19 protein-coding genes and 1 pseudogene are annotated in these 25,687 nt (G+C 57.8%); 3 read left to right on the forward strand and 17 right to left on the reverse strand.

What is annotated here, in order from left to right; all coding sequences use genetic code 11:
• Positions 1-213: 213 nt before the first annotated feature.
• From AC1DMK_RS26240 to AC1DMK_RS26275, 8 genes are all read right to left on the reverse strand, one after another.
• Entirely contained in the window at positions 214-963 is a 750-nt protein-coding gene (locus tag AC1DMK_RS26240) for an ATP-binding cassette domain-containing protein (RefSeq protein ID WP_037060329.1), read from the reverse strand.
• On the reverse strand, positions 960-2,030 hold the full coding sequence (locus AC1DMK_RS26245) for an ABC transporter permease (RefSeq protein WP_477863237.1): 1,071 nt from the start codon (positions 2,028-2,030) through the stop codon (positions 960-962). The genes AC1DMK_RS26240 and AC1DMK_RS26245 overlap by 4 nt, the downstream gene beginning before the upstream one ends.
• A gap of 111 nt (positions 2,031-2,141) precedes the next feature.
• On the reverse strand, positions 2,142-3,101 hold the full coding sequence (locus tag AC1DMK_RS26250; RefSeq protein ID WP_477863239.1) for a sugar ABC transporter substrate-binding protein: 960 nt from the start codon (positions 3,099-3,101) through the stop codon (positions 2,142-2,144).
• Positions 3,102-3,153: 52 nt separating this feature from the next.
• Positions 3,154-4,596 carry an FGGY-family carbohydrate kinase gene (locus AC1DMK_RS26255; RefSeq protein ID WP_477863241.1) on the reverse strand — a complete coding sequence of 481 codons (1,443 nt, stop codon included), beginning with the start codon at positions 4,594-4,596 and terminating at the stop codon, positions 3,154-3,156.
• Positions 4,597-4,762: 166 nt separating this feature from the next.
• Positions 4,763-6,775, reverse strand: coding sequence for a transketolase (tkt, locus tag AC1DMK_RS26260; RefSeq protein WP_477863243.1), 2,013 nt, complete (start codon positions 6,773-6,775; stop codon positions 4,763-4,765).
• Between the two features lie 74 nt (positions 6,776-6,849).
• Complete coding sequence (locus AC1DMK_RS26265) at positions 6,850-7,683, reverse strand: ATP-binding cassette domain-containing protein (protein ID WP_477863245.1); 834 nt, start codon at positions 7,681-7,683, stop codon at positions 6,850-6,852.
• A complete protein-coding gene (locus AC1DMK_RS26270) occupies positions 7,680-8,765 on the reverse strand; it encodes an ABC transporter permease (RefSeq protein ID WP_477863247.1) in 1,086 nt (361 codons plus the stop codon). The genes AC1DMK_RS26265 and AC1DMK_RS26270 overlap by 4 nt, the downstream gene beginning before the upstream one ends.
• A 159-nt stretch (positions 8,766-8,924) precedes the next feature.
• Entirely contained in the window at positions 8,925-9,992 is a 1,068-nt protein-coding gene (locus AC1DMK_RS26275) for a substrate-binding domain-containing protein (RefSeq protein WP_477863249.1), read from the reverse strand.
• 265 nt (positions 9,993-10,257) lie between these two features.
• On the opposite strand from AC1DMK_RS26275, the gene AC1DMK_RS26280 reads away from it, so the two are divergent.
• Positions 10,258-11,499: an ROK family transcriptional regulator gene (locus AC1DMK_RS26280; protein ID WP_037060339.1), complete on the forward strand. Its 1,242-nt coding sequence runs from the start codon at positions 10,258-10,260 to the stop codon at positions 11,497-11,499.
• 182 nt (positions 11,500-11,681) lie between these two features.
• Here AC1DMK_RS26280 and AC1DMK_RS26285 read toward each other — a convergent pair whose 3' ends face one another.
• From AC1DMK_RS26285 to AC1DMK_RS26295, 3 genes are all read right to left on the reverse strand, one after another.
• On the reverse strand, positions 11,682-12,875 hold the full coding sequence (locus AC1DMK_RS26285; protein WP_477863310.1) for a TCR/Tet family MFS transporter: 1,194 nt from the start codon (positions 12,873-12,875) through the stop codon (positions 11,682-11,684).
• Positions 12,876-13,406: 531 nt separating this feature from the next.
• On the reverse strand, positions 13,407-14,732 hold the full coding sequence (locus tag AC1DMK_RS26290; RefSeq protein WP_037060346.1) for an ATP-binding protein: 1,326 nt from the start codon (positions 14,730-14,732) through the stop codon (positions 13,407-13,409).
• 628 nt (positions 14,733-15,360) lie between these two features.
• A complete protein-coding gene (locus AC1DMK_RS26295; protein ID WP_477863252.1) occupies positions 15,361-15,948 on the reverse strand; it encodes a hypothetical protein in 588 nt (195 codons plus the stop codon).
• An 878-nt stretch (positions 15,949-16,826) separates the two neighbouring features.
• Between AC1DMK_RS26295 and AC1DMK_RS26300 the strand changes: the two genes are divergently transcribed.
• Complete coding sequence (locus AC1DMK_RS26300; protein WP_037060481.1) at positions 16,827-17,420, forward strand: ankyrin repeat domain-containing protein; 594 nt, start codon at positions 16,827-16,829, stop codon at positions 17,418-17,420.
• A 14-nt stretch (positions 17,421-17,434) separates the two neighbouring features.
• Positions 17,435-17,950 carry a YHS domain-containing (seleno)protein gene (locus AC1DMK_RS26305; protein WP_477863254.1) on the forward strand — a complete coding sequence of 172 codons (516 nt, stop codon included), beginning with the start codon at positions 17,435-17,437 and terminating at the stop codon, positions 17,948-17,950.
• 11 nt (positions 17,951-17,961) lie between these two features.
• Here AC1DMK_RS26305 and AC1DMK_RS26310 read toward each other — a convergent pair whose 3' ends face one another.
• From AC1DMK_RS26310 to AC1DMK_RS26335, 6 genes and pseudogenes are all read right to left on the reverse strand, one after another.
• Positions 17,962-20,163 carry an adenylate/guanylate cyclase domain-containing protein gene (locus tag AC1DMK_RS26310; protein ID WP_477863256.1) on the reverse strand — a complete coding sequence of 734 codons (2,202 nt, stop codon included), beginning with the start codon at positions 20,161-20,163 and terminating at the stop codon, positions 17,962-17,964.
• Between the two features lie 394 nt (positions 20,164-20,557).
• Positions 20,558-21,201 (reverse strand): annotated as a pseudogene (locus AC1DMK_RS26315) (DUF3313 domain-containing protein).
• A 260-nt stretch (positions 21,202-21,461) separates the two neighbouring features.
• Entirely contained in the window at positions 21,462-22,199 is a 738-nt protein-coding gene (locus AC1DMK_RS26320; RefSeq protein ID WP_477863312.1) for a response regulator, read from the reverse strand.
• A gap of 198 nt (positions 22,200-22,397) precedes the next feature.
• Positions 22,398-22,667, reverse strand: coding sequence for a hypothetical protein (locus tag AC1DMK_RS26325; protein WP_477863258.1), 270 nt, complete (start codon positions 22,665-22,667; stop codon positions 22,398-22,400).
• A 197-nt stretch (positions 22,668-22,864) separates the two neighbouring features.
• Positions 22,865-23,335 carry a hypothetical protein gene (locus AC1DMK_RS26330; protein WP_477863260.1) on the reverse strand — a complete coding sequence of 157 codons (471 nt, stop codon included), beginning with the start codon at positions 23,333-23,335 and terminating at the stop codon, positions 22,865-22,867.
• 209 nt (positions 23,336-23,544) lie between these two features.
• Positions 23,545-25,680 carry a beta-galactosidase gene (locus AC1DMK_RS26335; RefSeq protein WP_477863262.1) on the reverse strand — a complete coding sequence of 712 codons (2,136 nt, stop codon included), beginning with the start codon at positions 25,678-25,680 and terminating at the stop codon, positions 23,545-23,547.
• Positions 25,681-25,687 lie beyond the last annotated feature (7 nt).

Raw genomic sequence — 25,687 nt, forward strand, 5'->3', positions numbered from 1 at the left:
GTTCACCAGATGCTAAAGGTTCACCAGATGCTAAAGACGCTCGACCAAATTGGATTGATCCAAAAGCAACCAGGCCAGGCGCGCAGCATCCAACTGCTTGTCCCGCCTCAAGAACTGCCAATCCTCGGCATAGACAACCCGTCATAATCTCTGAGACGAAACACTAGCCCGGTTCGGTGTATTGCGCCTCCGAATACTTCCTTCTAGGAAAGGTTATTGAGCACCCATAATCATTCCAATGAGCTCAGGAACGGAGTCCTTGTTTGGGACCGCCGATCCGGAAATTCGCCCCTGCCGCATGACGACGGCCCTGTCGGCTACCTGCACGACATGATCCATGTTGTGACTAATTAAGATCACGGAAATCCCCCGCTCCGGAAGCGACTTGATCAAACGAAGGACCTGAGCCGACTCTCGCACCCCAAGCGCTGCGGTCGGCTCGTCCAATATGACTACCTTGCTCGCGAAAGCGACAGCTCGCGCCACAGCGACGGCTTGCCGCTGACCACCTGACATGAGACCAATCTCTTGGCGAGGGTTGAGAGCCTTGATGCCGAGAAGATCGGCGGCCTCAATCCACCCAGAGGATTCGCGCGTCATGTTCAAAAATCCAAAAGGACCCATCCATCGCGGCCAGGTCTTCTCACGACCGATATAGAAATTGGAGGCTACATTGAGATTGTCCAAAACAGCGAGGTTTTGGAAGACCGTCTCGATGCCGGCACGACGCGCATCGCCAGCCGAGTTCAGAGCAAGCTTCTCGCCCGCAAGAATGATATCGCCTTCATCCAACTGCATGATGCCACTCATGGCACGAACGAGCGTTGTCTTGCCGGCCCCGTTGTCACCAAGTAAGGCAAGAATCTCACCCTGATGAAGGGTCAAGTTCACCCCGCCCAAAGCCATGACGAACCCGTAGGATTTCACGGCGTTGCGGACTTCCAGAACTACGTTGCCGTTCATCGCATTGCCCTCGCTGCTCGAGCCCGCAGTTTTTCTTCAAAATAACGTCGTAGAACGTCCAGTTCGAGAGCAAATAGAATCGAGGCACCGATGGCAATTGCTTCCCAGAATGGCGACACGCTCATGAGGTTCAGGCCGTTTCGAATGACGCCAATGATCAGTGCGCCAATCAGCGCATTCACGATATGCCCGCGCCCACCGAACAGGCTGGCTCCGCCGATAATGACTGCTGTAACAGCATCGAGTTCCATGCCGACGCCAGCCAGAGGTGACGCAGCATCGGTTCGCCCTGCATAGATCATACCAGCCACACCAGCGGTCGCGCCTGACAGCATATAGCAGCTCATGATGACCCTATCGCGTGGAACCCCGAGCCAACCAGCAACGTCCGGATTGCCGCCGACTGCGTAGATCCAGCGTCCCCATAGCGTTTTGAGCGTCAGTACCGCAAGCAGTAGCGTAACAACGGCGACAAGGATCGCCGGGACAGGAATACCGAAGACCGTGCCGTTTCCTGCCGCTTGTATTGCGGGGGTCATACCGATGTGTTCGGTGCCACCGCTCAGCAAAAGTGCCATGCCGCGGCCAATACCCAATGTAGCAACAGTTACGATCAGAGGCTGAGGGATGCCGCCCTTGACGATCATGAACCCGTTGAAAAGTCCGAACAATGCACCTGCAGATATGAAAACGACGATATGAAGTGGCCCGTTGTCGATTCCGGAATCCATCATCAGTCCGGACAATACAACGGTCAGGCCGAGGACACTGCCAACCGAAACGTCGACGCCACGAACGACGATAACCAGCAACTGACCGAGTGCCAGTGTTGCAATCATAGTCGTCTGGGTCAGAAGATTCTGCAGATTTCGGACTGTCAGAAAATACTCGTTCAGAAAGGTCATGATGATGACCAGAGCGACCAGGATAACGGCTGGCCCCGTGCGCAGAAGGCGCAGTCCAAGCTGGATGCCTGGCGATTTCAGAGCCTCTGAGGGATCGGCTTCGGAGGTGGCCGATCCGGGTGGGGCCGTTCCTAGCACATTGTTCGACTTAGTTGGTGACATTGTTGGAGACCTTACAAATATGCAGCTTCACAATTGCAGACCGGGTTTGGCCACGGACACCCGCGCCCTCGACCTCAGCGAAGGCGCGTTGTCCGCCAAAGCTCTCGCTAGCTACTTGGCACCGAGTTTTGCCTTCAGGTCCGTGGCATAGGCGCCGGCGTTTTCCTTCGTCAGAGGGGTAGCCACAGGCACGACCGTCACAGGTTCAACAGCTTCGTTCTTTGCGACCTTCACGGCCGTATCTACCGCCGTTGCGCCGATCGCTTCGAAAGGATACGGCACCGTGTATTTCCAGTTTCCACCTGTCGCAACCGCCTCGGCGCCATACAGCTGGCCCCCGATGGAGCCCATCGGCACGTTGCTGCCGGTTGCCTTAAGGGCCTGCATCGACCCTTGCGCAGAAACGTCGAATACGTTGAAAATTCCCGCTAGGTCAGGCGATGAGGTCAACATGTTCTCGGTGATGGTCCGCGCGCTCGCCGGATCGCACTTGGCGTCTGCGTCCATGACGACGTTGTAGTTTTTTCCGGCCGTCGCCTTTTTGAAGCCGTTGATGAAGGCGTCAGTGTCAGGATTGCCGAGCAAGCACCGGATGATCCCGATCTTCGCTCCATCCGGAACGATGCCGGCGAATAGCTCTCCGGCTTTGCCCGACGCGCCAGGAATGTCATAGAGCACATCGGAAGCATGCCCCTTGAGCTCTGGAAGACCCGTATCAAATCCAACCACCTTGACCCCCTGGGCCTCAGCCTTCTTGAGGGCCGGGTAGAGCTGTGCAGCAGCGCCGCCGTGATTGATCGCAATGACGTTGTAGTTCTCGGTCACCGCCTTTTCGATGGCAGTGATGAAATAGTTTGCGTTGGTGCGGTCGGGACCGGCAACGATATCGATCTGCACGTCCGGGAATTTCTGCGCCTCGACCTCCGACGCCTTGTGCATGCGCACGAAGGATTGGTCGCCGAGATAGGGATAGATCACGAGCACCTTGGGCTTGTCTGCGGCATGTGCCGCAAAGCCAAGCATTGACGCGGCCACGCCGAGCAGGATCCGGGCTTTCAAACTCTGTTTCATTACTTCCTCCACTTTTCCCGTTTTACGATCGATATCGCTTCGAATTGGAAGCTCACTGTGCCGCCTCGATCTCCTGCGGCTTTCGCACCCGATACTGTTTGTGCCGGGCATCGAACATATGAAGCGAGCGCATCGCCCGCCGAAGCTCTTCATCGGCCGACAGACGGCGATATTCGGCATAGAGCGTCTTGTAGTCGGCAACGCAGTCCTCGTTGGGCAAGAATTCCCGTTGACTACGTGCCCCAAGGCGTTCAGCGCCCTCGGCAAATGACCCAACCATTCCCGCTGCGACAGCTCCGTGGATCGCCGCCCCGAGAGCGGTCGGGTTTTCCACATCCGGGACTTCGATGGGACGCCCTAATACGTCCGCCATTGTCTGCACGAGAAACGGATTGTTGCGCGTCAGACCGCTCGTCATGATCACGCGGCTGATCGGGACCCCACCCGCTATCGCCATATCCAGAATCGACTTTGTTCCGAAGCAAAGGGCCTCAATTAGCGCCCGGTAGATTCCAGCTGAAGTCGATTTAAGGCTCAGGCCGACAAGAAGCCCGGAAAGCATGGAATCGCCGAGCGGAATGCGGTTTCCAGCAAACCAGTCAAGCGCCAGAACGCCGCCTTCCCCTGGACCCATGGCTTGCGCGGCTTCGTTGTGCAGGGAGAAATTGCGGGACAGATCCTCGTCACGGGGAAATGTCTTTACATACCAAGCTAGCATATCTCCGAAGGCCGCCTGCCCCGCCTCGTAGCACCACAGGTTCGGCAGAACCGCACCGAACGCAGCTCCTTCGAGCCCCTCCGGCAGACCACGGCCCTCGTCGTCAAGGATGAGAAAGCCTGCGGAGGTTCCAAGCGCACCGACGAAGACACCAGGACCAACAGCACCAATAGCCGGCAGAACCACATGGCTGTCGATGACCGCAACCGCCACAACGGCATCGCCATTAATCCCGGTGCGACGGCGCCACTCCGACGTCAAAACGCCCGCTGGGCTGCCTACCTGTAGCGGTCGCGAGAGACGTTGGGTGAGCCCGGGCACCACATCCTCGGGATAACCCGACGCCTGAGAAAACTGGGCCTTGTAGGATGCGAAATCGAGGCTTCTCAGTTCATTGCCGGTGAGCTGCCAGACAAGCCAGTCACCGGCTTCGATAAAGCGCTCAGTCTCGTTCCACAAAGCGGGAGCTTCGGCACTCAATTGCGCTGCCTTGGCAATCATCCATTCGCCGGACAACTTTCCGCCGAAGTTCGCAAGGTAGTCGCCGCCGCGCGCATTGATCACCTCGGCGTGAACCTGGGCGGAGTGCTTCCAGAGCTTGACATAGGCATGGGGATCGTTCGGACGAAGGGCCGAAAGCGGAGTGCCGTCGGCTCGCGTTGGCAGTGGAGAGGAAGCCGTGAAGTCGATGCCGATCCCACCGACGTTGCGCCCATTGCCAAGCGCTGACAGGATATTTTCCGCCGCTTCGGTGTAGTCACTCGGGACCTGAAGCACRAAATTTGCGGGCAGACTTCGACCTGGAAGGGAATCGGTTAGAATCCCATTTTTGTAAGAATGGACATGGTGGCTTTCTTGTTCACCTGTCCTGGAATTGACGAGAACTCCGCGAGCAGATTCAGATCCGAAATCTATGCCAATGATATAGGTGTCGGCCATGAGCTCACGTCCTTGCGTCGTGAAGGATTGTCTTCACGCCGCTGACGACAGCCTCGGTCGTAATGTTGAAATGCTCGAAGAGGACCTCGGCCGCTGCGGATTCCCCGAAAGTGTCGATCCCGACGACAGCCCCTTCCAGTCCGACATATTTGCGCCAGTAGTCCGTTACGCCAGCTTCCACGGCAAGCCTCGGCACACCGCGGGGAAGGACCGTTTCCTTATAAGCAGCATCCTGATGGTCGAAGGCAAATGTCGAAGGCATCGACACGACACGGACATGAACACCTTCTGCAGCAAGGATCGCGTGCGCCTGAACGGCAAGCGCGACTTCAGAGCCGGTGGCGATAAGAACGGCAGACAGCGAACCGCCCTCTTTCTTTAGAACATAACCGCCACGTCGAACCGACGTTAGCTGCTCGGCATCGCGAGATTGGAACGGAAGATTTTGACGCGAAAGGATGAGGCTAGTAGGGGTGGCGACATTTTCGATCGCTACCTGCCAGGCGACCAGGGTTTCAGTGGTGTCGCATGGCCGCCAGACGTCCATGTTCGGCATCAATCGCAACGTCGCGAGTTGTTCGATCGGCTGGTGTGTCGGCCCGTCCTGGCCAAGTGCAATTGAATCGTGGGTGAACACGTAGATCGCGCCGATTTTCATGAGGGCAGCCATGCGCAGCGCATTGCGGGCATACTCTGAGAACATCAGGAAGGTGCCCCCATACGGGCGCAGACCCCCATGACGCAACATGCCATTCATGATCGCCGCCATGCCGAATTCGCGGACGCCGTAGTAGACGTAGTTGCCACCGCCATCCCGGCCCACACCAATCGCACCGCTCCACATCGTGAGATTTGAGCTTGCAAGGTCGGCCGACCCGCCAACGAGTTCGGGCACGTAAGGGGCAAGCAATTCCAAGGTGTTTTGGCTCGCCTTGCGGGTGGCGATGGTTTCGGCCTTCGCAACGACGGCCTTGAGCCCGTCTTCTACGCGAGCCGCAAAATCCGCAGCCAGCTTGCCGTTCATGCGACGCTCAAATTCGCAGGCAAGGTCTGGATAGGCAGCCCGATATCTATTGAAAAGCGCTTCCCATTCGGCTTCGAGGGAAGCACCTGCGGCCCTGGCGTCAAAGCCCTTGTATGCCTCAGACGGCACCTCAAACGGCCCGTGCTTCCAACCGAGCGCTGTGCGCGTTGCGGCGACTTCCGAAGTGCCCAGCGGTGAGCCATGGCTGTCATGGCTGTCAGCCTTGTTGGGGGAGCCCTTGCCTATCGTTGTGCGGCAGCAGATCAAAGTGGGACGTCCTGCGTCGCGCTTCGCCTCGGCTATCGCTTGATCGACCGCCTCCACATCGTGACCATCGACGCCGCTGATGACTTGCCAACCGTAGGCCTCGAAACGATTTGGCGTGTCGTCCGAGAACCAGCCGCCGACATGTCCGTCGATAGAGATGCCGTTATCGTCGTAAAGGGCGATCAATTTTCCGAGGCGCAAGGTGCCCGCAAGCGAGCAGGCCTCGTGGCTGATCCCTTCCATCAGGCAGCCATCGCCCAGAAAGACGTAGGTATGATGGTCAACGATCGCCATGCCGTCCCGGTTGAAGTCGGATGCAAGCAGCCGTTCCGCGATCGCCATGCCGACGGCATTTGCAACGCCTTGCCCGAGCGGCCCCGTTGTCGTTTCCACGCCGGCGGTATAACCGAATTCTGGATGTCCTGGCGTACGGCTGTGCAGTTGCCGGAAAGCCTTCAGGTCCTCAATTGAAAGGTCATAGCCAGACAGGTGAAGCAAGCTGTAAAGCAGCATCGAGCCGTGCCCGTTTGACAGCACGAAGCGGTCGCGGTTCATCCATTCCGGATGAGCCGGATTGTGCCGCAAGTGTCGTGTCCAGAGAGCGACCCCGATCTCCGCCATACCCATCGGCATGCCTGGATGGCCCGACTTGGCGGCCTCAACGGCATCCATCGAGAGTGCCCTGATCGTATTGGCAAGAGTGGTGTTGAAATCGCTTTTGGACATAGGTTCTCGCGGCTCTGTGAATGCAGGAATATGAAATTAGCTGGCTCAGACCGCTGGTCTGCTCGGATCCGACCTCAAGCCCTCGGAAGCTTGCTTGAAGGCAGTGCTCGGTGCGTGCCTGCAGGCCGGTTCGACCGATCGAAGTCGGCCGCGGTAACAGCTCCAGTCATGATGGCAACAGCGTCAGACATCGTAATGTCGCGCGGACTGACGACAGCGGCACGTTTGCCCAGTCGGTGAATGTGGATCCGATCGGCGATCTCGAACACATGCGGCATGTTGTGGCTAATCAAAACGATCGACAGGCCATTGTCGCGCACACCCAAGATCAAATCGAGAACCTTTCGCGACTCCTTGACGCCGAGCGCGGCGGTCGGCTCGTCGAGAATGATGACGCGGCCGCCGAAAGCGCAGGCCCTGGCAACCGCGATCCCTTGGCGCTGGCCCCCCGACAGCGTTTCGACGCTCTGATGAATATCCTGCACGGTCATCAATCCAAGGCTTGACAGATGGCGTCGTGCCTCGGTCGCCATCTTTGCCCGGTCGAGCATTCGGAAAAGTGATCCAGCAACGCCAGGCACACGCATTTCGCGTCCGAGGAACAGATTGTCGGCGATGGAGAGCGCCGGTGACAAAGCGAGGTTCTGGAAGACGGTTTCGATACCGGCAGCTCTGGCGTCCATCGGCGATCTGAAATTGACCGGTTTGCCGTCCAGCCTGATTTCCCCGGTATCGGGTATCACAGCACCGGCGAGCGCCTTGATCAAAGTCGATTTCCCCGCGCCGTTATCGCCGATCACGGCAAGAATCTCACCATGACGCAGTGCGAAGTCTGCGCCGTTGAGTGCGACGACATTGCCGTAGCGCTTGGTGAGGCCGCGGCCTTCAAGAGCAAGTTCCTGGTTCATGCCGAAACCCTCCGGATCCACTGGTCAACGCCAACAGCCGCCACGATCAGGATGCCAACTGAGAATTCCTGCCAAAGCGCATCGAGACCGGCCAGTGCGAGGCCGTTGCGAAAGACGCCGACGATGAGTGCACCAATGAGGGTGCCTACGATTGTGCCGCGCCCACCAAACAGCGAGGTCCCCCCAATAACCGTCGCGGTGATGGAGTCCAGATTGGCTGTCGAGCCGGACGTTGGGCTGATTGCGCCAACACGGCCGATGAGAGCCCAGGCGCCGATTGCGGATATAAACCCGGCGCAGCCATAAACAGCGAGCAGCACACGGCGCGTGTTGATGCCTGCAAGTCTAGCAGCATCGGGGTCGTCTCCAGTCGCATACACATGGCGACCGAACGCCGTTCGATTGAGAACATACCAAGCGCCGACGGCGAGAGCGAGCATCAGGACAGTTCCCATGGTTACGCGCGCGCCACCGAATTGAATCGCAGCACCCATCCATTGCAGAACTGGTGCAACCTCAGCCACTTCCTGGCCACGGATCGTCTGGCTGCCGGAATACCAAAGGTTCAATGCGCCGAAGACACTCCAGCTGCCCAGAGTGACGATGAATGGTGGAAGGCGCACGTATGTTACGAGAAACCCGTTAATGAGGCCGCAGCCAAGCCCTCCGCCAAGGCCAATGAGAAAGGCGATCTCGGCCGGAACGCCGGCAACAATGGCAAGACGGCCCATGAGCGTCGAGGTCAGAACCATGATCGCACCGACCGAGAGATCGATCCCGGCTGTCAGGATTACGATCGTCTGGGCGATTCCAATAATGCCGATGATCGTAACCTGCTGCAGGATGAGCGAGAGATTGAAGGGTTGAAAGAATCGTCCGCCAACAATCACTGAAAAAACTGCAACGCTGGCAACCAGAACGATGAAAGGTACCATCGTCGGATTGCCGTGCAGGAACCGCTGCAGTCTGTGGAGCAGGTCGGTCCGCTGATTTTCGAATACAGCGACCGAACTTTCACTTCGCGCCAAACCGTCTTCAAAGTCCGTCGGGCTGACCAGAACATGCTCGTTGAAGTCGTTCATGGAGATACACTCTTCACAGGTCTATTAGGGGAAAGTCTTGCAAGACATGGTCCCACTGTCTGGAGACGCAAAACCATGTCTTGCCCCTGGGAGTTATTCAGTCGAGAACTGGTGTCAGATCGGGAATGATGCGCCGCGTGGCTGGCACGTGGGCGCTAATCAGCCCCAGCAAGCTTTCAGGGCTTCATCGGAAGTAATCGATTCGATCCCAGCCACTGGCTTGTCGGTCACGAGCGTGACACCAGTGTTGAAGAACGGGAGACCTGGGGTGGCCTCCGGCTTCTTGCCGGATTTGGCGTACTCGACAATCGCCTCGACACCGAGAGAGGCCATCTTCAGAGGATACTGCATCGACGTCGCGCCGATAACACCTGCCTTGACGTTCTTGACGCCGGGGCAACCGCCATCCACCGAGGTGATGATCACAGAGCCCTCTTTTCCAGTTGCCTTGAGGGCTTCGTACGCGCCAGCGGCCGTTGGCTCATTGATCGTATAGACGACCGACAGATCGCTATCTTTCTGGAGAAGCGTCTCCATGCCGGTGCGCCCGCCTTCTTCCGATCCCTGGCCCCACTGATGGCCGACGATACGGTCGTCGTCTTCATCGAGGTAGCGAGTGACGTCCTTGGGGTCCAAGCCAAAACCCTTCATGAATCCCTGGTCTCGCGCCACATCAACAGTCGGCTGATTTTCCAGCGCATCTAGGAACGCAATCTTCGCCTTGGAAGGGTCAGCGACAGTTTTGGCGGCCCATGATCCTATAAGTTCGCCCGCCTTGAAGTTGTCGGTGGCAAATGTCGCGTCTGCCGTGTCCGCAGGCTCGAGCGGTGTATCGAGAGCAATCACGAGGATACCAGCTTTACGGGCCAGATCGACGGCCGTCACAAGGGCCTTGGTATCGCTCGGCACCACCAAAATGCCTTTTGCGCCGGCAGAGATCAGGTTTTCGATGGCGGCGACCTGGCTGTCGTTGTCACCGTCGAATTTGCCAGCAAAACTCTGGATCTTCACGCCACCGATCTCAGCGGCTTTTGTGGTAGCGCCTTCGCGGATCTTGGCAAAAAACGGATTGGCATCGGTCTTGGTGATAACGCCGATGAGTATATCTTCGGCCTGTGCACTTACCGGCACGAACGCGAGGCCCATGCCCAGTAGAAGCGCGGCAGCGCTGAGACGAGTTGGCACAGCAACGCTATCCGCCAAAGCGGATCTTAGAAAATGGTTCATTCGAAATCCTCCCAAAAGGTCAAGACCAATGCCTCACCTTTGGAGGCCATAATCGGTATTGACGTCGACATTAATGAAACCACTTATGTCTCATGTCAATCCTATCTGGCATTTCTTTTGTATGTTTTTTGACATATCTAAATAGGTATTATCAAATGGTCGCGACCCATCAGGATGGTTCTGTGCAAAATATCTTTGACCGGCCTCGCCACATCTCCGGATAAATGCAAGAAAAACTCGCACTTCAGCACGGACGGAATTGACAATGGCACGCGCAAACTCGGGACAGGGCTCCAACCGCCACGAAGGGCAAAGTGACCTCAACTCCGCCAAAGCAAGCGGTGTGATCCTCTCGCTTGTGGGTTCAGGTCGCGCGCGTTCGCGCAGCGCGCTGACCGATCTTTCAGGACTTTCTCGGGCAACGGTCTATCAAAAGCTTGCGAGCTTGATCGACGCAGGGCTTATCCGAGAAACGGAGGAAACTCTTCCAAGCGGCGGCCGCCCCACCCGCACACTCGACTTGAACCGAGACTTTGCCGTCATACTCTGTGCCGATATAGGCGAGCAGCACATCCGTGTTGCTCTAACGAACCTGCAACCTCGCATCCTCGCGGAGATATCGGAAACATTCGACATTCTCCGTGGTCCGACAGTGGTCCTGGAATGGATCGAACTGCAGTTCGAGGCATTGCTCGCGGCGGCGGGTAAGACAACGAGCGATGTGCTCGGGATCGGGATCGGTCTGCCCGCGCCCGTAGATTACGCCAACGGTAGGGTCGTTGGCCCATCCGTCATGGTTGGATGGGACAATTTTGAAATCCGCCAACACCTGGAGGAAAAGTTTGGCGTACCCGTTTACGCGGAGAACGACGTGAACTTGTTGGCCCTTAGTGACCACCGTCTGCGTCGGCCGACCGTCAGCGAAATGGTCTTCGTCAAAGTTGGCACGGGCATTGGCAGCGGCATCATAACCGAAGGTCGCCTATATCGGGGCGCTCAAGGCGCTGCTGGTGATATTGGCCACATTCAGTTTGCACGCGAACCAGCGCCTCTTTGTCGGTGCGGCAAAATCGGATGCGTCGAGGCCAGAGCCGCCGGTTGGGCCATCGCGCGTGAACTTCGAAAGGAAGGAATTGATGCGCACAATGCCCGGGATGTCACCAAATTGGTAGGATTAGGCCAACCGATGGCAATCCACCTCGTTCGAGAATCTGGCCGGATCCTGGGAGAGGTTATGACAAATCTGGTCAGCATCCTGAATCCTGAAATGATCGTAATTGGCGGCACGCTTGCGATCCTAGATGACCACCTTCTCGCCGGCATGCGTGAACTCGTCTACAAACGGTCCCTCCCTCTGGCCACCAGAGATCTTGAACTTGTGATCTCCCCACCCGACCCCGACGCCGGGATCGTGGGGGCTGCAATCCTGGTCGTAGAGGAACAGATGAAAAGTCAAAACGTGGAAGGTGTTATCACGCGTCACGGCTTTCTGGACGTTTCGAACTGACACCGGCCAATCTCGAGCGAAGGGCAAAGTCGCTTGGATACACACTGCAGCCGCGCCAACGCCCGGCTGAGTGTTTCTTAGGAATGCCGCGAATGTTTGAGTGCGCCGAGGGAGAAATTGGCCAAAGGCCCACCACTCCTGGCAGGGGCGTAGCCCCCGGTCCTCCCCCTGAAAACAACGCTCTACATCGTTGATTCCTCTGCTGGCTTGCTAAAGCGCAAACCGAGCACGAGGGGCACGCTGATCACGTAAACGACGACGACCGACAGCCAGATCGCGCCGGGCCATTGCGACTTGGCCACAAAATAAAAGCTCGAAAACGCGAGAGGGGCCACGATCGAGGCAAGACTCACCGCCGATGCTAGCATGCCCTGGAACTGACCCTGCTCGCTCTCATCAACCTGCCGGGTCGCTAGCGACTGCAGTGCCGGCACACCGATGCCGGCCAAGGCGAAAATCGGCATGATTGCGAAGATCATCCAGCTTTGGGTCGCGAAGGCCATGACGAGCAGCGCAACGCAGGCGCTGGCAACGCCGGTCAGGATAGCCCCACTTTCACCGAGCAGCTTCACCGCAGGGCCGGGAAGGAAGGCCTGGGCGAGGGTCTGACAGACGCCAAAGGTGCCGAGAGAAAGGCCGATCCACAGCCCATTCCACCGGAACGTGTCCCTCCCCCACAGAGCCCAGCAGGTGCCGTAAGCCTCGCCCGTGGCGCTGAAGACGAAAAAGATGAAGACAATGGGCAGCAGGCTCTTCATCGAGAATACCCACCGCAGTGGCCGCACGGGGTTGAGTGATGCCAAGTCGATTTTCTTCCGGCTGGGGGTGCGCGATTCCGGTAGAAGGAAGAATGCCAAGAGAAGATTGCAGCCGTTGAGCACCGCGGCTGCGATGAAGGGCAGCCGCAGCCAATAGTCGCCGAGCACGCCGCCGAGGACGGGACCGATGATGAAGCCGATGCCGAACATGGCGTTGACCAGGCCAAAGCGGCGCGCGCGCTGGTCTTCGGGGGAAATGTCGGTGACGTAGGCGGCCGCCACGGAGGTGTTGGCACTCGACAATCCGGCGATGGCGCGCCCGATCACAATCATCCAGAGACTGGGTGCAAAAGCCAGGAACATGTAGTTGACGGCCGCTCCGGCGAGCGAGATCAGGAGCACCGGGCGCCGGCCGAGCCGGTCACTCAACGAACCGAGCACCGGTGCAAAAATGAACTGCATGACCGCGTAGAGGGCAGTCATTGTGCCGATCTGGGTTGCGACGTTTTCAGCGTGGGTCACGTCCTGCAGCAGCGAAGGCAGAATGGGGGAAATGAGGCCGATGCCGACCGCGTCAAGGACAATGGCGGTGAAGACAACAAGGAGTGGTTTGTTCATAGCGTGATCCTGTCGCCGCAAACCTGCGCCGCTAGGCACCACTGGTTCGCGATTGGGCCTGACGGTAGTCAGGCGTTTCTTTCTTGGAAAACGCTGGCCATCCATGCTCGAAGCGAATGAATGGCGTGTGTTTGACCGCCTAGACGACTATTTCGTCCACCTGTCTATTCCGCCAACGAGCGGATCGAGGGAAGCGGTCGCTTTTCGCGACGGTCGTTTGTTACGACAGACAATCCTTCGCGGCAAGTCCTTTTCCTCGCACTGATGAAGGACCGTTAACTCCTCACAAGGGACTACCTTAGAATTGGTCCTTGGCCGTAGCAGCGCCCTCGGCCAGCAACCCCGGTCGGCAAGACTTGTGTCCGGCATGATAACGGTCGGTGTCGCGGCTCTTGACCGTGACCTGCGTCCCCACCGCCAAAGGTTTGGGTGTCCGCTTCGGGCGGCGCGTTCCGGAAAATCTTGATGCCGTTGAAAAGACGTCGAAGGCGATCTGCTTATTCTGCAAAGCTGTCCAAATGTCGCCACTCATCATTTGACGGGTGGCAGATTGATTTCGACCGAAAGACCGTGCGGGATATTGTCGAATAGCTTGAGCGTGCCGTTATGCCCCGTTTTTACAATACCGAGCGCGATTGACAAACCCAGCCCGAAACCCCCACTTTTCGACCCCATCTGGCGAGCTTTATCGGCCTTGAAAAAGGGCTCAAGCACCCTCTCCTTCAGATCGTCCCCCAGGCCAGGTCCATCGTCCTTCACCCGAATGACAACGCCTCCATCGGAACAAGACCCCAGTTCGAGTTCGATTTTTTGCGCGTAGCGGGATGCGTTTTCGACTAAATTATTGATTGCCCGCGTCAACCCCTGTGGCATGCAGACGTAGGTCAACCTTCGTGGGCCGATAAAGCTGACATCCACGCCCGTGTCCAAGAAGTCGCTGGAGATTGTTTGAAGCAGGCTTGATAGATCGACCTTTCTTAGTGGTTCGGGCGTGTTGTCGAGAAACTCCAGGCTTGCATCGATCAGCGAGGCGAGCGCCGAAATATCTGACAGAAGCAAATTCCTTAGGTCTGGCTCGGTTGATCGTTCCGCTCGCATGCGCAGCCTGGTCAACGGCGTTCTAAGGTCATGACTGATGGCGCGCAGAACCCGCGTGCGATCTCGCAACATCGTTTGAATGCGGCTCTGCATAATATTGAGCGAGGCTGCCAGACTGCGGATCTCAGAGGCACCTTCAGCCTTAAACGGTTGATCTGAGTGATCATCCAGACTGACGCGCCTAGCCGCCGCCGCAAATCGTATCAGCGGTTCGGTGATTAGCCAGCTGCCGAGATAGGCAAGCAAGACAAGCGGGATGACGATCTTGAGAAGCCCGCTTGCGACTGCCGGTGCAAGCCACACGCTACTTGGAAACCTCGGAAGTTGAAAAGCGAGCGCACGCTTGTCGTCGATCTGGACGGTGAGGAGGGATGTTCGGGCGGTTCGATCGAATGCATTCTGCAACGAAGTTACGATACCGTCGTTTATAAGCTCCCTGACTTCTGAAAGGATCGGTCGAGACAGATCACCCGGATGATAGAACACCAACGCGTTCGCGACCGGAGCCCTATGAGCTGAAAGGCCAATTTGCTTTGCGAAAAGGAGGGCCTGGTCTTCTTCGTCGGACGTCGCACTCCTTCTGAATTGCTCGAGGATCATCTCTACCCGCCCGGTATAGACGCCGATTTCGATACCCTTGTCGTGCCGGCCATAGATGAACGGTTCTGAGACCGTTGCCACTGTCGATACGAATACCACGAGCAAAATTGCCAAGAAGAGAAGCTGCTTGCGGATCGATGCCGTCTGAATGCCTCTCATCGAAGACGCTCCAGTTATATGCGATTAGATTAACGCACCGGCTGACGATCAAAAAACTGGAGCCCGGCGTTTGGCACGCAAGTTTGATAGTCATGTCGGGGAGCGTCTGCAATAGAGGCCTTGCTGTGGTGCAATCGTTTGTCAAGCACAGTGTCGATCAGCTCGCCATACCGTGCTTACGAAAGGTCAAGCGACAAGGTCAAGAAGTGTCCGACCAGGATGGGCGGCCGGTCCGGCAAGCCATCAATATTCATCGTCAACCCCCATAATCTCCCCCTTTTTGAGATACTTACGAGATGATTGTCGCCTCCGCGGGATGCTCTGACCAAATGTTGCTCGCCGACAGCGTCGACATCCCTTACTCGATATCCGCCCCGCTCAAGCAGCTTGAGGGCATCGTCCGTCCAAAGCTGCAGCGGCCCTCATGCCACCGATTGCGATCATGGCGTACATTCCATCGCTGAAGACATCGATATTTGGCCCTGCACGGTCGACATGACAGGCGATGACCACGGATCTTCGTGGATAACGACTTGAGCCTGGGACCGGCTTGCCACGCCTAGGAATAGGTTCGTGAGCATGGATAGCTTAGCGATCGAGTCTTGCCGCTCAAGTCGAAGCCGTTGCCTCACCAAAAATTGCGGCCAAACTCGACGACCGCGCGCCCGCCTCGACCAATCGCTGTACTCGACGCGTCGACCACATCACCGACGGCGTTTCGCACACGTCTCAACGGAGCAAACTGTTGATCGGGAAGATCCTTCTCCGTTTCCACCGAGACAGGCAGCGCGACGGTATCAGTATCCAGACGCGCACCGACTATCATAGGGTCGCGGGTGTCACAGCCCGGCATGCAATGCTCAAAGCTGGCAACATCCACCGGCACGACAGACGATGTCCTTTCCGGAACCTTTGCTTTTGTCGAGGACGGTGGCTGGCGCGTGCCCGATACAATTGCCCGGGGCGCAGGTCTCGGTATGACAGTGACCGGCGGAATTGCCAAGGCGGGACTGATGTCGATTGCAGCTTGCAAAGGACCGGGAGCGGGTCGTTCGATCTGGACAGGTTCTGCCCAGCCGCTTTCCTTCTCGACACCCGGCGATGGTGTCTGCTGAACCGAATACAGCCCCGCCAGCACCGCACCGCAGATGACCGTTCCAAGCGCAATCTTCGCAGGCCGAAAGCGGCCTTCCCTCAAGAGTTCCTGCGGGCTCATATGGCTCTCCATTTTTCGATCGGTAGATAGGTCGCCGCATGTGGAAGCGTTGGGGTGAGGCTTCCACATGCGGGTCCAGGAAGGTGTGAAGCGAACAACACCATGTTGACGGAACCACATCGTTCCAGGCGGCCACCCAGGTCCAGCGAAGGCCGCCGGCTCTCTAACTAAGCAACCAACCAAGGATGACAGATCGAGGTGTTCGGTTGGGTCTTGTTTTGTGCAAATATGTTGCGGCGTTTGGAGGTGATGGTCAGCAAAGTAGAATTCGATGATTGTACCAATCTCTACCGAACCCTCAGATGCGGTGGCCCAGTGCGAAGCCGGCGTGCAGACTAGCCTGTCGATGACGCCACCCGCGCGACACTGTCCTTCTTGCCACGACGCTGCTTGACACCGACCACGAAGACGAAAAAGACGGAAATCTGCGCCTTGCTATCGCAGCAAGAGTTCGATGTATGCGGCTGTCGCAATCGCCCTACCATCTGGCTCGCCTTAGCTGGGGCGGGCTGGTGAAACTCCGCAAAGAGGCACCGTTTCGGTTCTATCGCTGCCGTCACCCGGGCGTGCTGGCATTATTGGCAACGTTGACATTGCCTTTTTCCAGCACCCAGCACGGCCGTTCAAGGTTCCAGCACCCATTGGGAAAAGGGCACGCTGGGAGATAGATTACCGGAGTCCGGTAGCAAACACCACCAGTGGCAGATTTTGACTCGAACCAGTCACTGAGCCAGCGTGACCGCGCGATAAGCCCGATCTAGCCTGCGGGGACCCGCATGCTGGCAGATAAGACGCTTGTCCAACCATCTCCTTAACACTCTAAAAGTCACTTTCGCGTCCTTGATGGAAAAAGGCCCGCGAGTATGCTACTGGTACGAATGCGATGGTTTCTGGCATTATTGGTGGCTGGGTCCGCTGTGGGGAGCACGGCGGCGTCCGGGCAGTCGTTGTTCGATGTCGTAGCGTCTGGCGATACGCGGGGTATTGAAAGAGCCCTGGGGAGTGGTGCCAATGTCGACAGCCGGGCCGCTGATCAGGCAACGCCGCTCATCGCTGCCACGTTGGGCAACCAACCTTCCATAGTCGAATTGCTGCTGAGCAAGGGGGCAGACGTGACTGCCCGCAACTCCGGCGGCTTCACGCCGTTGCATGCGGCGGCCTATGTCGGCAGCGCGACGATAGCACGACAACTGCTCGCGAGAGGCGCTCCGCTTGACGATGCCGCCAACAAGGCGGGCGTGACGCCGCTGATGGTGGCGGGGGAGGAAAATCATGCCGACGTTGCCGAGTTGCTGATCGCGCGGGGTGCCGACCCCCGGCACCCGGAAATTCATGGCTACCTTCCGATCACACGTGCTCTCTGGAAAGGCAACAAGGATATCGTTCACCTTTACAAGCAACATGGCGTCGCGTGCCCGCCGGTAAATATTCTCGGCAGCGAAGAGTGGTATCAAAAGTGCTTGAGCGACTGATTGGAGGACGGATCATGGTCAAAATGGTTTCGAGCCACAAACACGCAAAGCCAATGCATTTTATAATGGGAGCGGCTTTCCTAACTCTCGTGCTCGCCCATTCTGTACCGGCGCTCGCGGACGGCAGAGTCAATACGGGCTATTTCGGTGGCGTTGCGATCAATGGTTACGATCCGGTCGCCTATTTCCTAGATAACCGGGCGATCAAGGGGTCGGAGAAGTATTCCTATGACTGGCTGGGGGCACCCTGGTATTTTGCCAGCGACGAGCACCGCGAACTGTTCAAGAATAATCCAGTGAAATATGCGCCGCAGTATGGGGGCTATTGCGCTGCAGAGGTCGCCGGTTCTGGCTCGGTCACCGTCAATATCGACCCGGAGGCTTTCGCGATCCTCGACGGCAAGCTCTATCTTACATATGATAAAGTTGACACGCAGGCTTTTGCGAAGCATGCCGGCGACGTGGTGCCGAAGGCCGATGCGAACTGGCCGAAAAAGCTGGGTGAACTAGCGAAGATTGATTATCACTGAGCGCGCGCCGGTTAGTCGACCGTGGCGAAGTGGAACACCTTCCCAGAGTTGACATAGGTGTAGCCTTTGCCGGTTTCGTCACTGCGTTTGTAAACGGGACCACAATCGGGCCGCCCGAAATTATTCTCGCTCTGCTCGCACAGGAGGTCCTGATCAACATAGAGCTTCGCGGTGTACATCCGGGTCATGGAGCGGAATCCCGCATTGCCATCTAGTCCGATCTGTAGGATGGCCGGTTGACCGCCCGGTTCGAGCCGGCCTTGCAACGTGTGGCCGAGAACGAGGGACGCCAGCGCTGCGCCTCTCACTCGGTCCTTTTCGTCGGCGGTGAACCCGAATGGCCACTCGGGCAAGCCAGCCTCGCGTAAAGCGTCTATGATAAGTGCCAGATCGTCGGCGTTGCGAAAATGCGCAAGGGCGAGCCGCCAATCCGATAAAGACCGTTGATTGAATGATTCAGTTCCGGCTAGCAACTGTAAACCGCCAGCGAGTGCATCTCGCGCGTCTGGCAGGCGATTGGCACGAGCATAGGCGGCAGCAAGCACTATCCTAAATTCGCTGACTTCAGGTGCGTCGTCTCGGGTGCGTTCGAGGGTTTCGACGGCACCGACGGTGTCACCTTTCAGGAGAAAGACGAGACCGGCGACTTCCCGGTCGATGGGCGACAGATTGGGGTCGAGCCTCAGCGCCGCTTCGACGGCCGCACCCGCCTCGGCGTGATTACCTGCAAACAACTGAACGTATCCCAGTGCGATCTGTGCTGCTGCGTCGCCCGGACTGAGAGCGACGGCGCGCTCCGCAGAGGTGATCGCTTCCTCGTAACGGCGATCGACGACTTGCATGATACCGAGAATGGCGTAAGGCGATGAGAGGTCCGGATCGAACTTCAAAGCGAGGCTTGCCTTCTCGTAGGCTCTCTTTCGTGCAGGAGCGCTCTGGATTATGTCGTTGAAGTTGGCGCGCCAGACATTGACGGTTGTACGCGCGTCAAAAGCAAAGGCCTCGGCGAAAGAGGGGTCGAGTTCCTCTGCCTTGTCATAGAATGCCAGCGCCTGTCGCAGCCCGTCGCGCCCGCCGTTGCGTGCTGCCTGCTCGCCACGCAGAAAGTTGTCGTAAGCCTCGAGGTTAGCGGTCGGCACGCGCGACAGTCGCTTGGCTTCTGTAGCCGAAGGCTTTATGCCGAGCGCGTTTACCAACTCCCGGCGTAAGTCGTCCTGAATGGCAAATACATCCGTTGCGGCGCGGTCGAAGCGGTCGGCCCAGACATTCTTTCCACTCGTCATGTCGATGAGCTGCGCGTTGATGCGGAGCTCATCGCCCGCTCGCCGAACGCTTCCTTCGACCAAATAGCGCACGCCGAGCTCGCGCGCCGCTTCCTCGAGGACGACAGGCTTGCCCTTGTAAGCGAAGACGGAATCGCGGGCGATGACATCCACGCCAGCAAGTTTGGCGAGGTCGGTGATCAGATCCTCAGTGATGCCGTCCGAGACGTAGTCCTCCTTCGGATCGCCGTTCAGGTTGACAAATGGCAGGATTGCGACCGACGTCCGCTGCGACGCCATGGGTTTGCGCCAATCGAACTGCAACGCAATGACTACGAGCAGGGCTATCACCAGAGTTCCAGTCCCGATCCCCGTCAGGATCAGGGTGCGGGCAAGCGGACGACGGGACGTTCCAGTGACCTCGCCCGCCTTGCTTGGATCAAGCAGAACGCGGTAGACTCGCACCGGGTCGGCAATGTTTTTAAGCCGCAACTCTCCGAGGCACGTGAAGCCCACATCAGTTTTGTGAACGACTTGATCGAAGGCGGTGCCCGATATGCAAATGCCGCCAGCTTCAGCCACGCCTTCCAGCCGCGCGGCGACGTTGACGCCGTCACCGTAGAGATCGTCGTCCTCGACGATAACGTCGCCCAGGTTCACACCGATGCGGAAGCGAATTTTCCGCGCTTCCGGGATGGCTGGATCGTGCCCGGCCATCCGCCGTTGGATCGCCACTGCGCACTGGACTGCATCGACGACGCTGGCAAATTCGACCAACGCACCGTCACCCATGAGTTTGATGACGCGGCCCCGAAACTCTGCCACGGCGGGGTCGAAAAGCTCGCGGCGGCAAATCTTCAGCCGCTCCAGCGTTCCGACCTCCTCCTTCCCCATGAGGCTGCTGTAGCCGACTACGTCAGCGGCCAGGATCGCGGTAAGCCGTCGCTCCATTTATGTGCCTCGCGCGTTCGACGCTGGCTCAGGCAGTTTGCCAAGATGCGTGTTCGACTCGTATTCCGGAAACCGGAATGTGTCCAGCCGGCACACCATCCGGCAGTCTCTCCGTCCGCAACTCCTCAATCCGCGGACCGATCTCGGCCCGTCTTCGCTTCAATTCGTCCACAACCAGCACCATTCGCGATCCCATGTGAGGATCGCGACGATCCTATGAGTTCAGCAGCGTTGTGTTTGGTGGCAGTTGCTTACCCAGTTGCGTAAATTACGCCTGTCGATAGAGCGGCCATGACTTCTCCCCGTGCAGGCAGGCCATGGCTTTGCACGTCGGCCGTGGATAATTGCCGGGAGAGCTTCGAGCGGCTGCCCTCCTTTTACGCGCACCGCGTGCCTATCGCGTGAACTGTGCAAGCAACGCATCCGCACCCTTTCGGATCCCAACCTTGGAAGCTGACAAGGCTCCGAAGCTCGCGCCGGCATTCAACGCATTGGGATACTGTTTGGTCACATAGGCTGACAAGAGACGGTTATCGGTTGCATCATAAATCTCCACTGCATAGCTGACCGAGCCTGTCAATAAACCTTCTTTGTCGCGCGCAGCCTGCACTACGTTGTAAACCCCGCCACCAACATCAATATGAGAGAACGGCCCAGCACCGGCGTGGTGGTCTTGGCGCCGGTCAAAGTCAAATGAATGCGCAATGAGCCGGCGGCGGGCGAGGTCACGACAGCGAAGCGCGACTTCAGCTTCTCCTTGAACTGCGTATGCATGTAGGCGGCCAGCAAGGCTTTCTCTTGATCCGTTACCTTGACAAACTGGTCGTCCGGGCCACGATAGATCGTGACGGGATCGATGATGGCCCGGTTATACTGCCGCCAATCTGCATCACCCACGTATCGGTAAGGCACCTTTCCGCTTTTATCTTCTGTGTTAGGTCGAAGCTGAGAGGCCGATGTCAGGCCTGCATAAACGGTGGGATCAGCGGTCGTGCAGGCTGCAAGCGTTGAACAAGCGGCAAAAAGCGCCGCGCTCATCGTGAAGGTGAATTTCAATTTCTATGGCTCCAGCCGTTAAGAATGGTGAGTTGGGTGACAGTCGGCTGGATGCATCGTTAACGGAAGTCGCGTTGCGGGGTGTTCGATATTGTTCAGAAATGTTCGCTGCTAATCGCAGGCAGCGATTAAGCTGGCATTGGCCAGCGCTAGCTCGGCGAGTGCAGTGGCGTGCTGGCTCAATACAGGTTTTTGCGCTGAACCGTCCCGCGCAGTCAGCCAAGCCCTACGCAAAGCGCGGGTCAGGCGAGCCGATCGACCCGGGAGGCGAACAAGTATCCGCCAAGTCGCACGGTTTTAATAAATGTCGGATCTTTCAGGTTTGGTTCTATTTTCTGGCGGACGCGGCTAATATGTGCGTCAATACTGCGTTCGACCGGGCCGGCGGCGCCGGCGTGKGTCATTGATAGCAGTTGTTCCCGCGTCAGCACCTTATTCGGGTTGCGGCAAAACGCCCACAAAAGATCGAACTCGGCTGTCGTCATGGAGACTTGTGCGCCATCCGCGTCAAATAGCTGCCGGCTCCTCGGATCAATACGCCATCCCGAAAAAGACATCGCCCCAAGGTCTTCATCGTCCTGCTGACTGGCGTTTGTGGAACGGCGCAGGATGTTTCTGACACGCGCCATCAATTCACGCGAGTTGAACGGTTTGGTTACGTAGTCATCGGCGCCCAGTTCGAGGCCAAGAATGCGGTCGATGTCCTCTTTAAGAGCGGTGAGCATTAAAATTGGCGTTTTCCCGGACGAGCGAAGACGCCTGCAGATGCTAAAGCCATCCTCACCCGGCAGCATCGCGTCAAGCAGGATCAGGTCAAAAGACGAGCGCGCCAGTATCCGGTCCATCTCGACAGCATTCGCGGCAGACGTGGCCCGAAAACCGCTTGACTTGACGAGGTCAACCAGCATTCCAGCGATATCATCATCATCCTCGACGATGAGAATTTGCACCTGCTCCGGCACCGTCATGTCGTACGCCATTGTCCGCCGTAAAGTTCGTGAAAGAATTGCATCATCCAGCAACGATGTCACCTAACCTGCGTATCTTTCGGCTCAGCGTCTCGCTCATCGGTTCGTCATAGCGACTTTGATTGTAAAAAGTTATTAGGAAATGTTACGTTTTGTTGCAACCGCAGCGCAAGATCGTAGGTTCGCCGTTGGTCACGCGGCCCCTTGGGGTCAGTGTGCGCTGTTCGAGACAAGCAACGTGCCATCATTATCACCGGCGTCGATCAGTATCGCCACGATATAGCACGCCCTGGCCGCCATCAGAGTGAAGAACAGGACCGACCCGAGCGTAACCGCACAGTGCGCAACGATAGATCGTTTCGGCAATGTTGTCGCAAACCCGTCTGTCGCTTTCCTCACCAGTCGCCCGGCTGCCACAAGCAGGAAGACTGCCGTCAGAGCGTAACCGCTTGCTGAAGCAGCACCGATCATCCAGAGCATGATGAGACACCCCAAAAAGAGAAGTAGTTCGTGGTCCGGTACCGCGTTTTTCAGGAGGCGATTTGCCCAGCTCCGACGTGTTTGGCACATTCGGGCTCTCTGAACAGCGTCCCTGGGAACCTTGCCCTTGCTAACGGCTGCGCCTGCCGAAATCGGTCTGGCGACATCGCACAGTTGAGTTGGAGCGCGAAGCAAGGTCAGTCTCCCACGGATACTGTGTTTGGCAAGGAGAGCCGTCCTTTGATCACCGACCATAACCGCGCTGTACGCGACACGCCGGTCGGCCGCTGCGACGTAGCGCCGATCTGGAAAGCTCCACGTCGCGCATCTGCCTCGGGGTCGGCGAGTATCTTGATGCGGTCTATAAAGGCTGTTCCATTGAACCGTTTCGAAGTCGCTATAGATCCGCTGGTGGCCGGCTCGGAATGGAAAAAGACCTCAAGATTGACGACGGGGATAGACTGGATGTTGCGTACGATATCGATATCGGGCCGGGTGGCGATTGCAAGAGAATACCGCTCAGATCGCAGCGCGTCGAAAAGCTCCGGGACGGTCGATACGGCGATGGCTTGATAACTGTATTCCGCCAATTTTTTTACGATCACATGGGCTGCGCCGTTGGGCAGAAAGACCAGAATAGGTTTGCAGTTGCGGGCTTGCGTTGACACGGGGGGACTCCTTTGGATCTCCCAGTGAAGATAGCCCAAGCTTAGTCGTCAGTGTGTTCGGTTTTATTTGGTTTTGTTGCGACTGCCCACCAAATCTGCGTGGCAATTGCCGCGCCTAAGGCTGGTATGCAGTTGCCGGTCCCGCGAGGCGCCAACTTGGCACTGCCATGACTAAACCATCCTGTCGTTCCAGCCTCACCTTAAATAGCTTAGAAGCGTATGATAGCGCAGCCATGCGGTCCAAGGGAAAGGTGACCATGGACGTCCTTTCCGCTCAACAGATCGACGCCCGACGGCAGGGACGAGACTTCAACCGTTGCTTCGTCCGTGTTGAGTACGAAAAGCAACTTGCTGTCGTCGGATTCGCGAATCGTTACCTCCACATTCTCGGGCAGATCCGCGACCAGCGGCGATATTCCGGCACGGGCAAAGAGCAGGTCAGCCAATCCCTCCACCAGCGATTCCGTTAGGTAGGTGCCCATGTAGATAGCATTTCCTACGCCCACCTTGCGGTTGGTGATTGCGGCGCGTCCGCTGGTGAAGCGATTGCTCCAACGACCCAGCACCTCGACATCGCCATCCAGATCGAGCAGTTCGTAGAGATGTGCGGCCTCGTGTTCCCGGTTGCCGAGCACAAACCTATAGCGTCGCTCGGAGGAGCTCGCCGGCAGTCGCATCGCTGGATTGTGCAGTCCGAATTCCGTGCCATGGAGACCGAACAATCCGTCGGCACCGGGTTCGACGACGCGGCCGAATTCCTCGACACGAACGCCGCAGAGTTCGGAGAGGCTTTGGCCAGGCGCCAGTACAGTGGGAATGTGATTGTGCTCATCCCGTGTTCCGGTCATTGCACCGATCACCAGCGTGCCACCGCTCTTGACGAAGGTCTCGACGTTTGCGCTCCACTCAGGCTTCCACATCACCCAATGCGGAACATAGAGCAGCTTGATCCGCGAAAGATCGTCCTCGGGATGGATGAACCCACACGCAATGCCCTTGGAATGGCAATAGCGGTGCAGGTGAACCGCATCTTCGAATGGGCTTGGCATGCCCATCGGATAGGTCTTGTATGCTTCCTGATTGTCGAAGTCGGCACCAGCGATGGCGACATCCATCCGCACGGTCGTCCCCAGCAGATCCTTCTTGATCTTGGCAATGTCGGCCGCGAATTCCATCACTTCCTGGTAACGCCGTCGCGGCACGTCATCGTGGTCAAGAATGCCCATCCAGTAGATTTCGGCACCATAGTGCGCCGGGCGCCAGCGGAAGAACATCAAGCCGTCTGCGCCGCGCGCCACCGAGCTCAGTGCCATGCGACGCATCTCGCCCGGCTCAGGGGTCATGGTAGAAAAACCCGGCTGACTGCCAAAGCCCGAGGCCTGCTCCGGGACGATGAAATTGCCACTATAGGCGCGGCAGACGTCGAGATGCAGCGCCTGCGTCGCCGCATGCCCGCCAGTGCGACGCATCTCGTCATAGAGCATTGGATAGATATCGAAGCCGATAAAGTCGAGGTCCTGGCCGAACTGGCCGCGGAAGTCGATATCCTCCAACCGTCCGAGATTGTGGAAGATGAACCAGTCCGGATTGGTTTGGCGCAGGATTTCCACCTGGTCGTGCTGGAAGGCCGCCGTCGCATGCGCGAGGAAGCGATGGTAGTCTTGGAAATGGCCGGGGCTCGGAAAGCCGGGATTGTGGGCGCGCGGCGCGGTGATCTGGTCGAAATTGTCGTAGGCCGTCGCCCAGAAATTTCCGCCCCAAGCAAAATTGAGCGCGTCGATCGTCTCGTAGCGATCCCGGAGATATCGCCGGAATTCTCGTTCAGTCGCTTCGGAATAGGAGGTCGATGACGTCGTGTTCAGCTCGTTGTCGGTCTGCCAGCCAACGACGTGCGGATTGTCGCAGTAGTGGTTGGCAAGCGCTTCGGTAATCCGGCGGCTGTGCATACGGTAGACAGGGCTGTTGGTGTCGGCATGCTGGCGCGAGCCATGAGTTGCGACACGATCGTTCACGTCCACGCGCAGCACTTCCGGATAGGTCCCGGTCAGCCACCGCGGCGGCGTCGCAGTCGGTGTGCAGAAGATCGTCTTGATGCCACGAGCGCCCAAAATGGTGATCGCCTTGTCGAAGAGCGAAAAGTCGAACACACCCTCGCGCGGCTCCAGTATGTGCCAGGCAAATTCGCCAAGCCGCACGACATTGAAGCCGGCGTCAGCCATGCGCTCGGCGTCGTGCCGCCAAAAGCTTTCATCGACATGCTCCGGATAATGCGGCGCGCCGAGCAAAAAATCGTCGAGGTTGAGAGGGCGCCATACAGAAAGGGGCGCCGGAGCAATACGCTTCATTTTCAAT

The organism is Rhizobium sp. 05L419, from assembly GCF_056397845.1.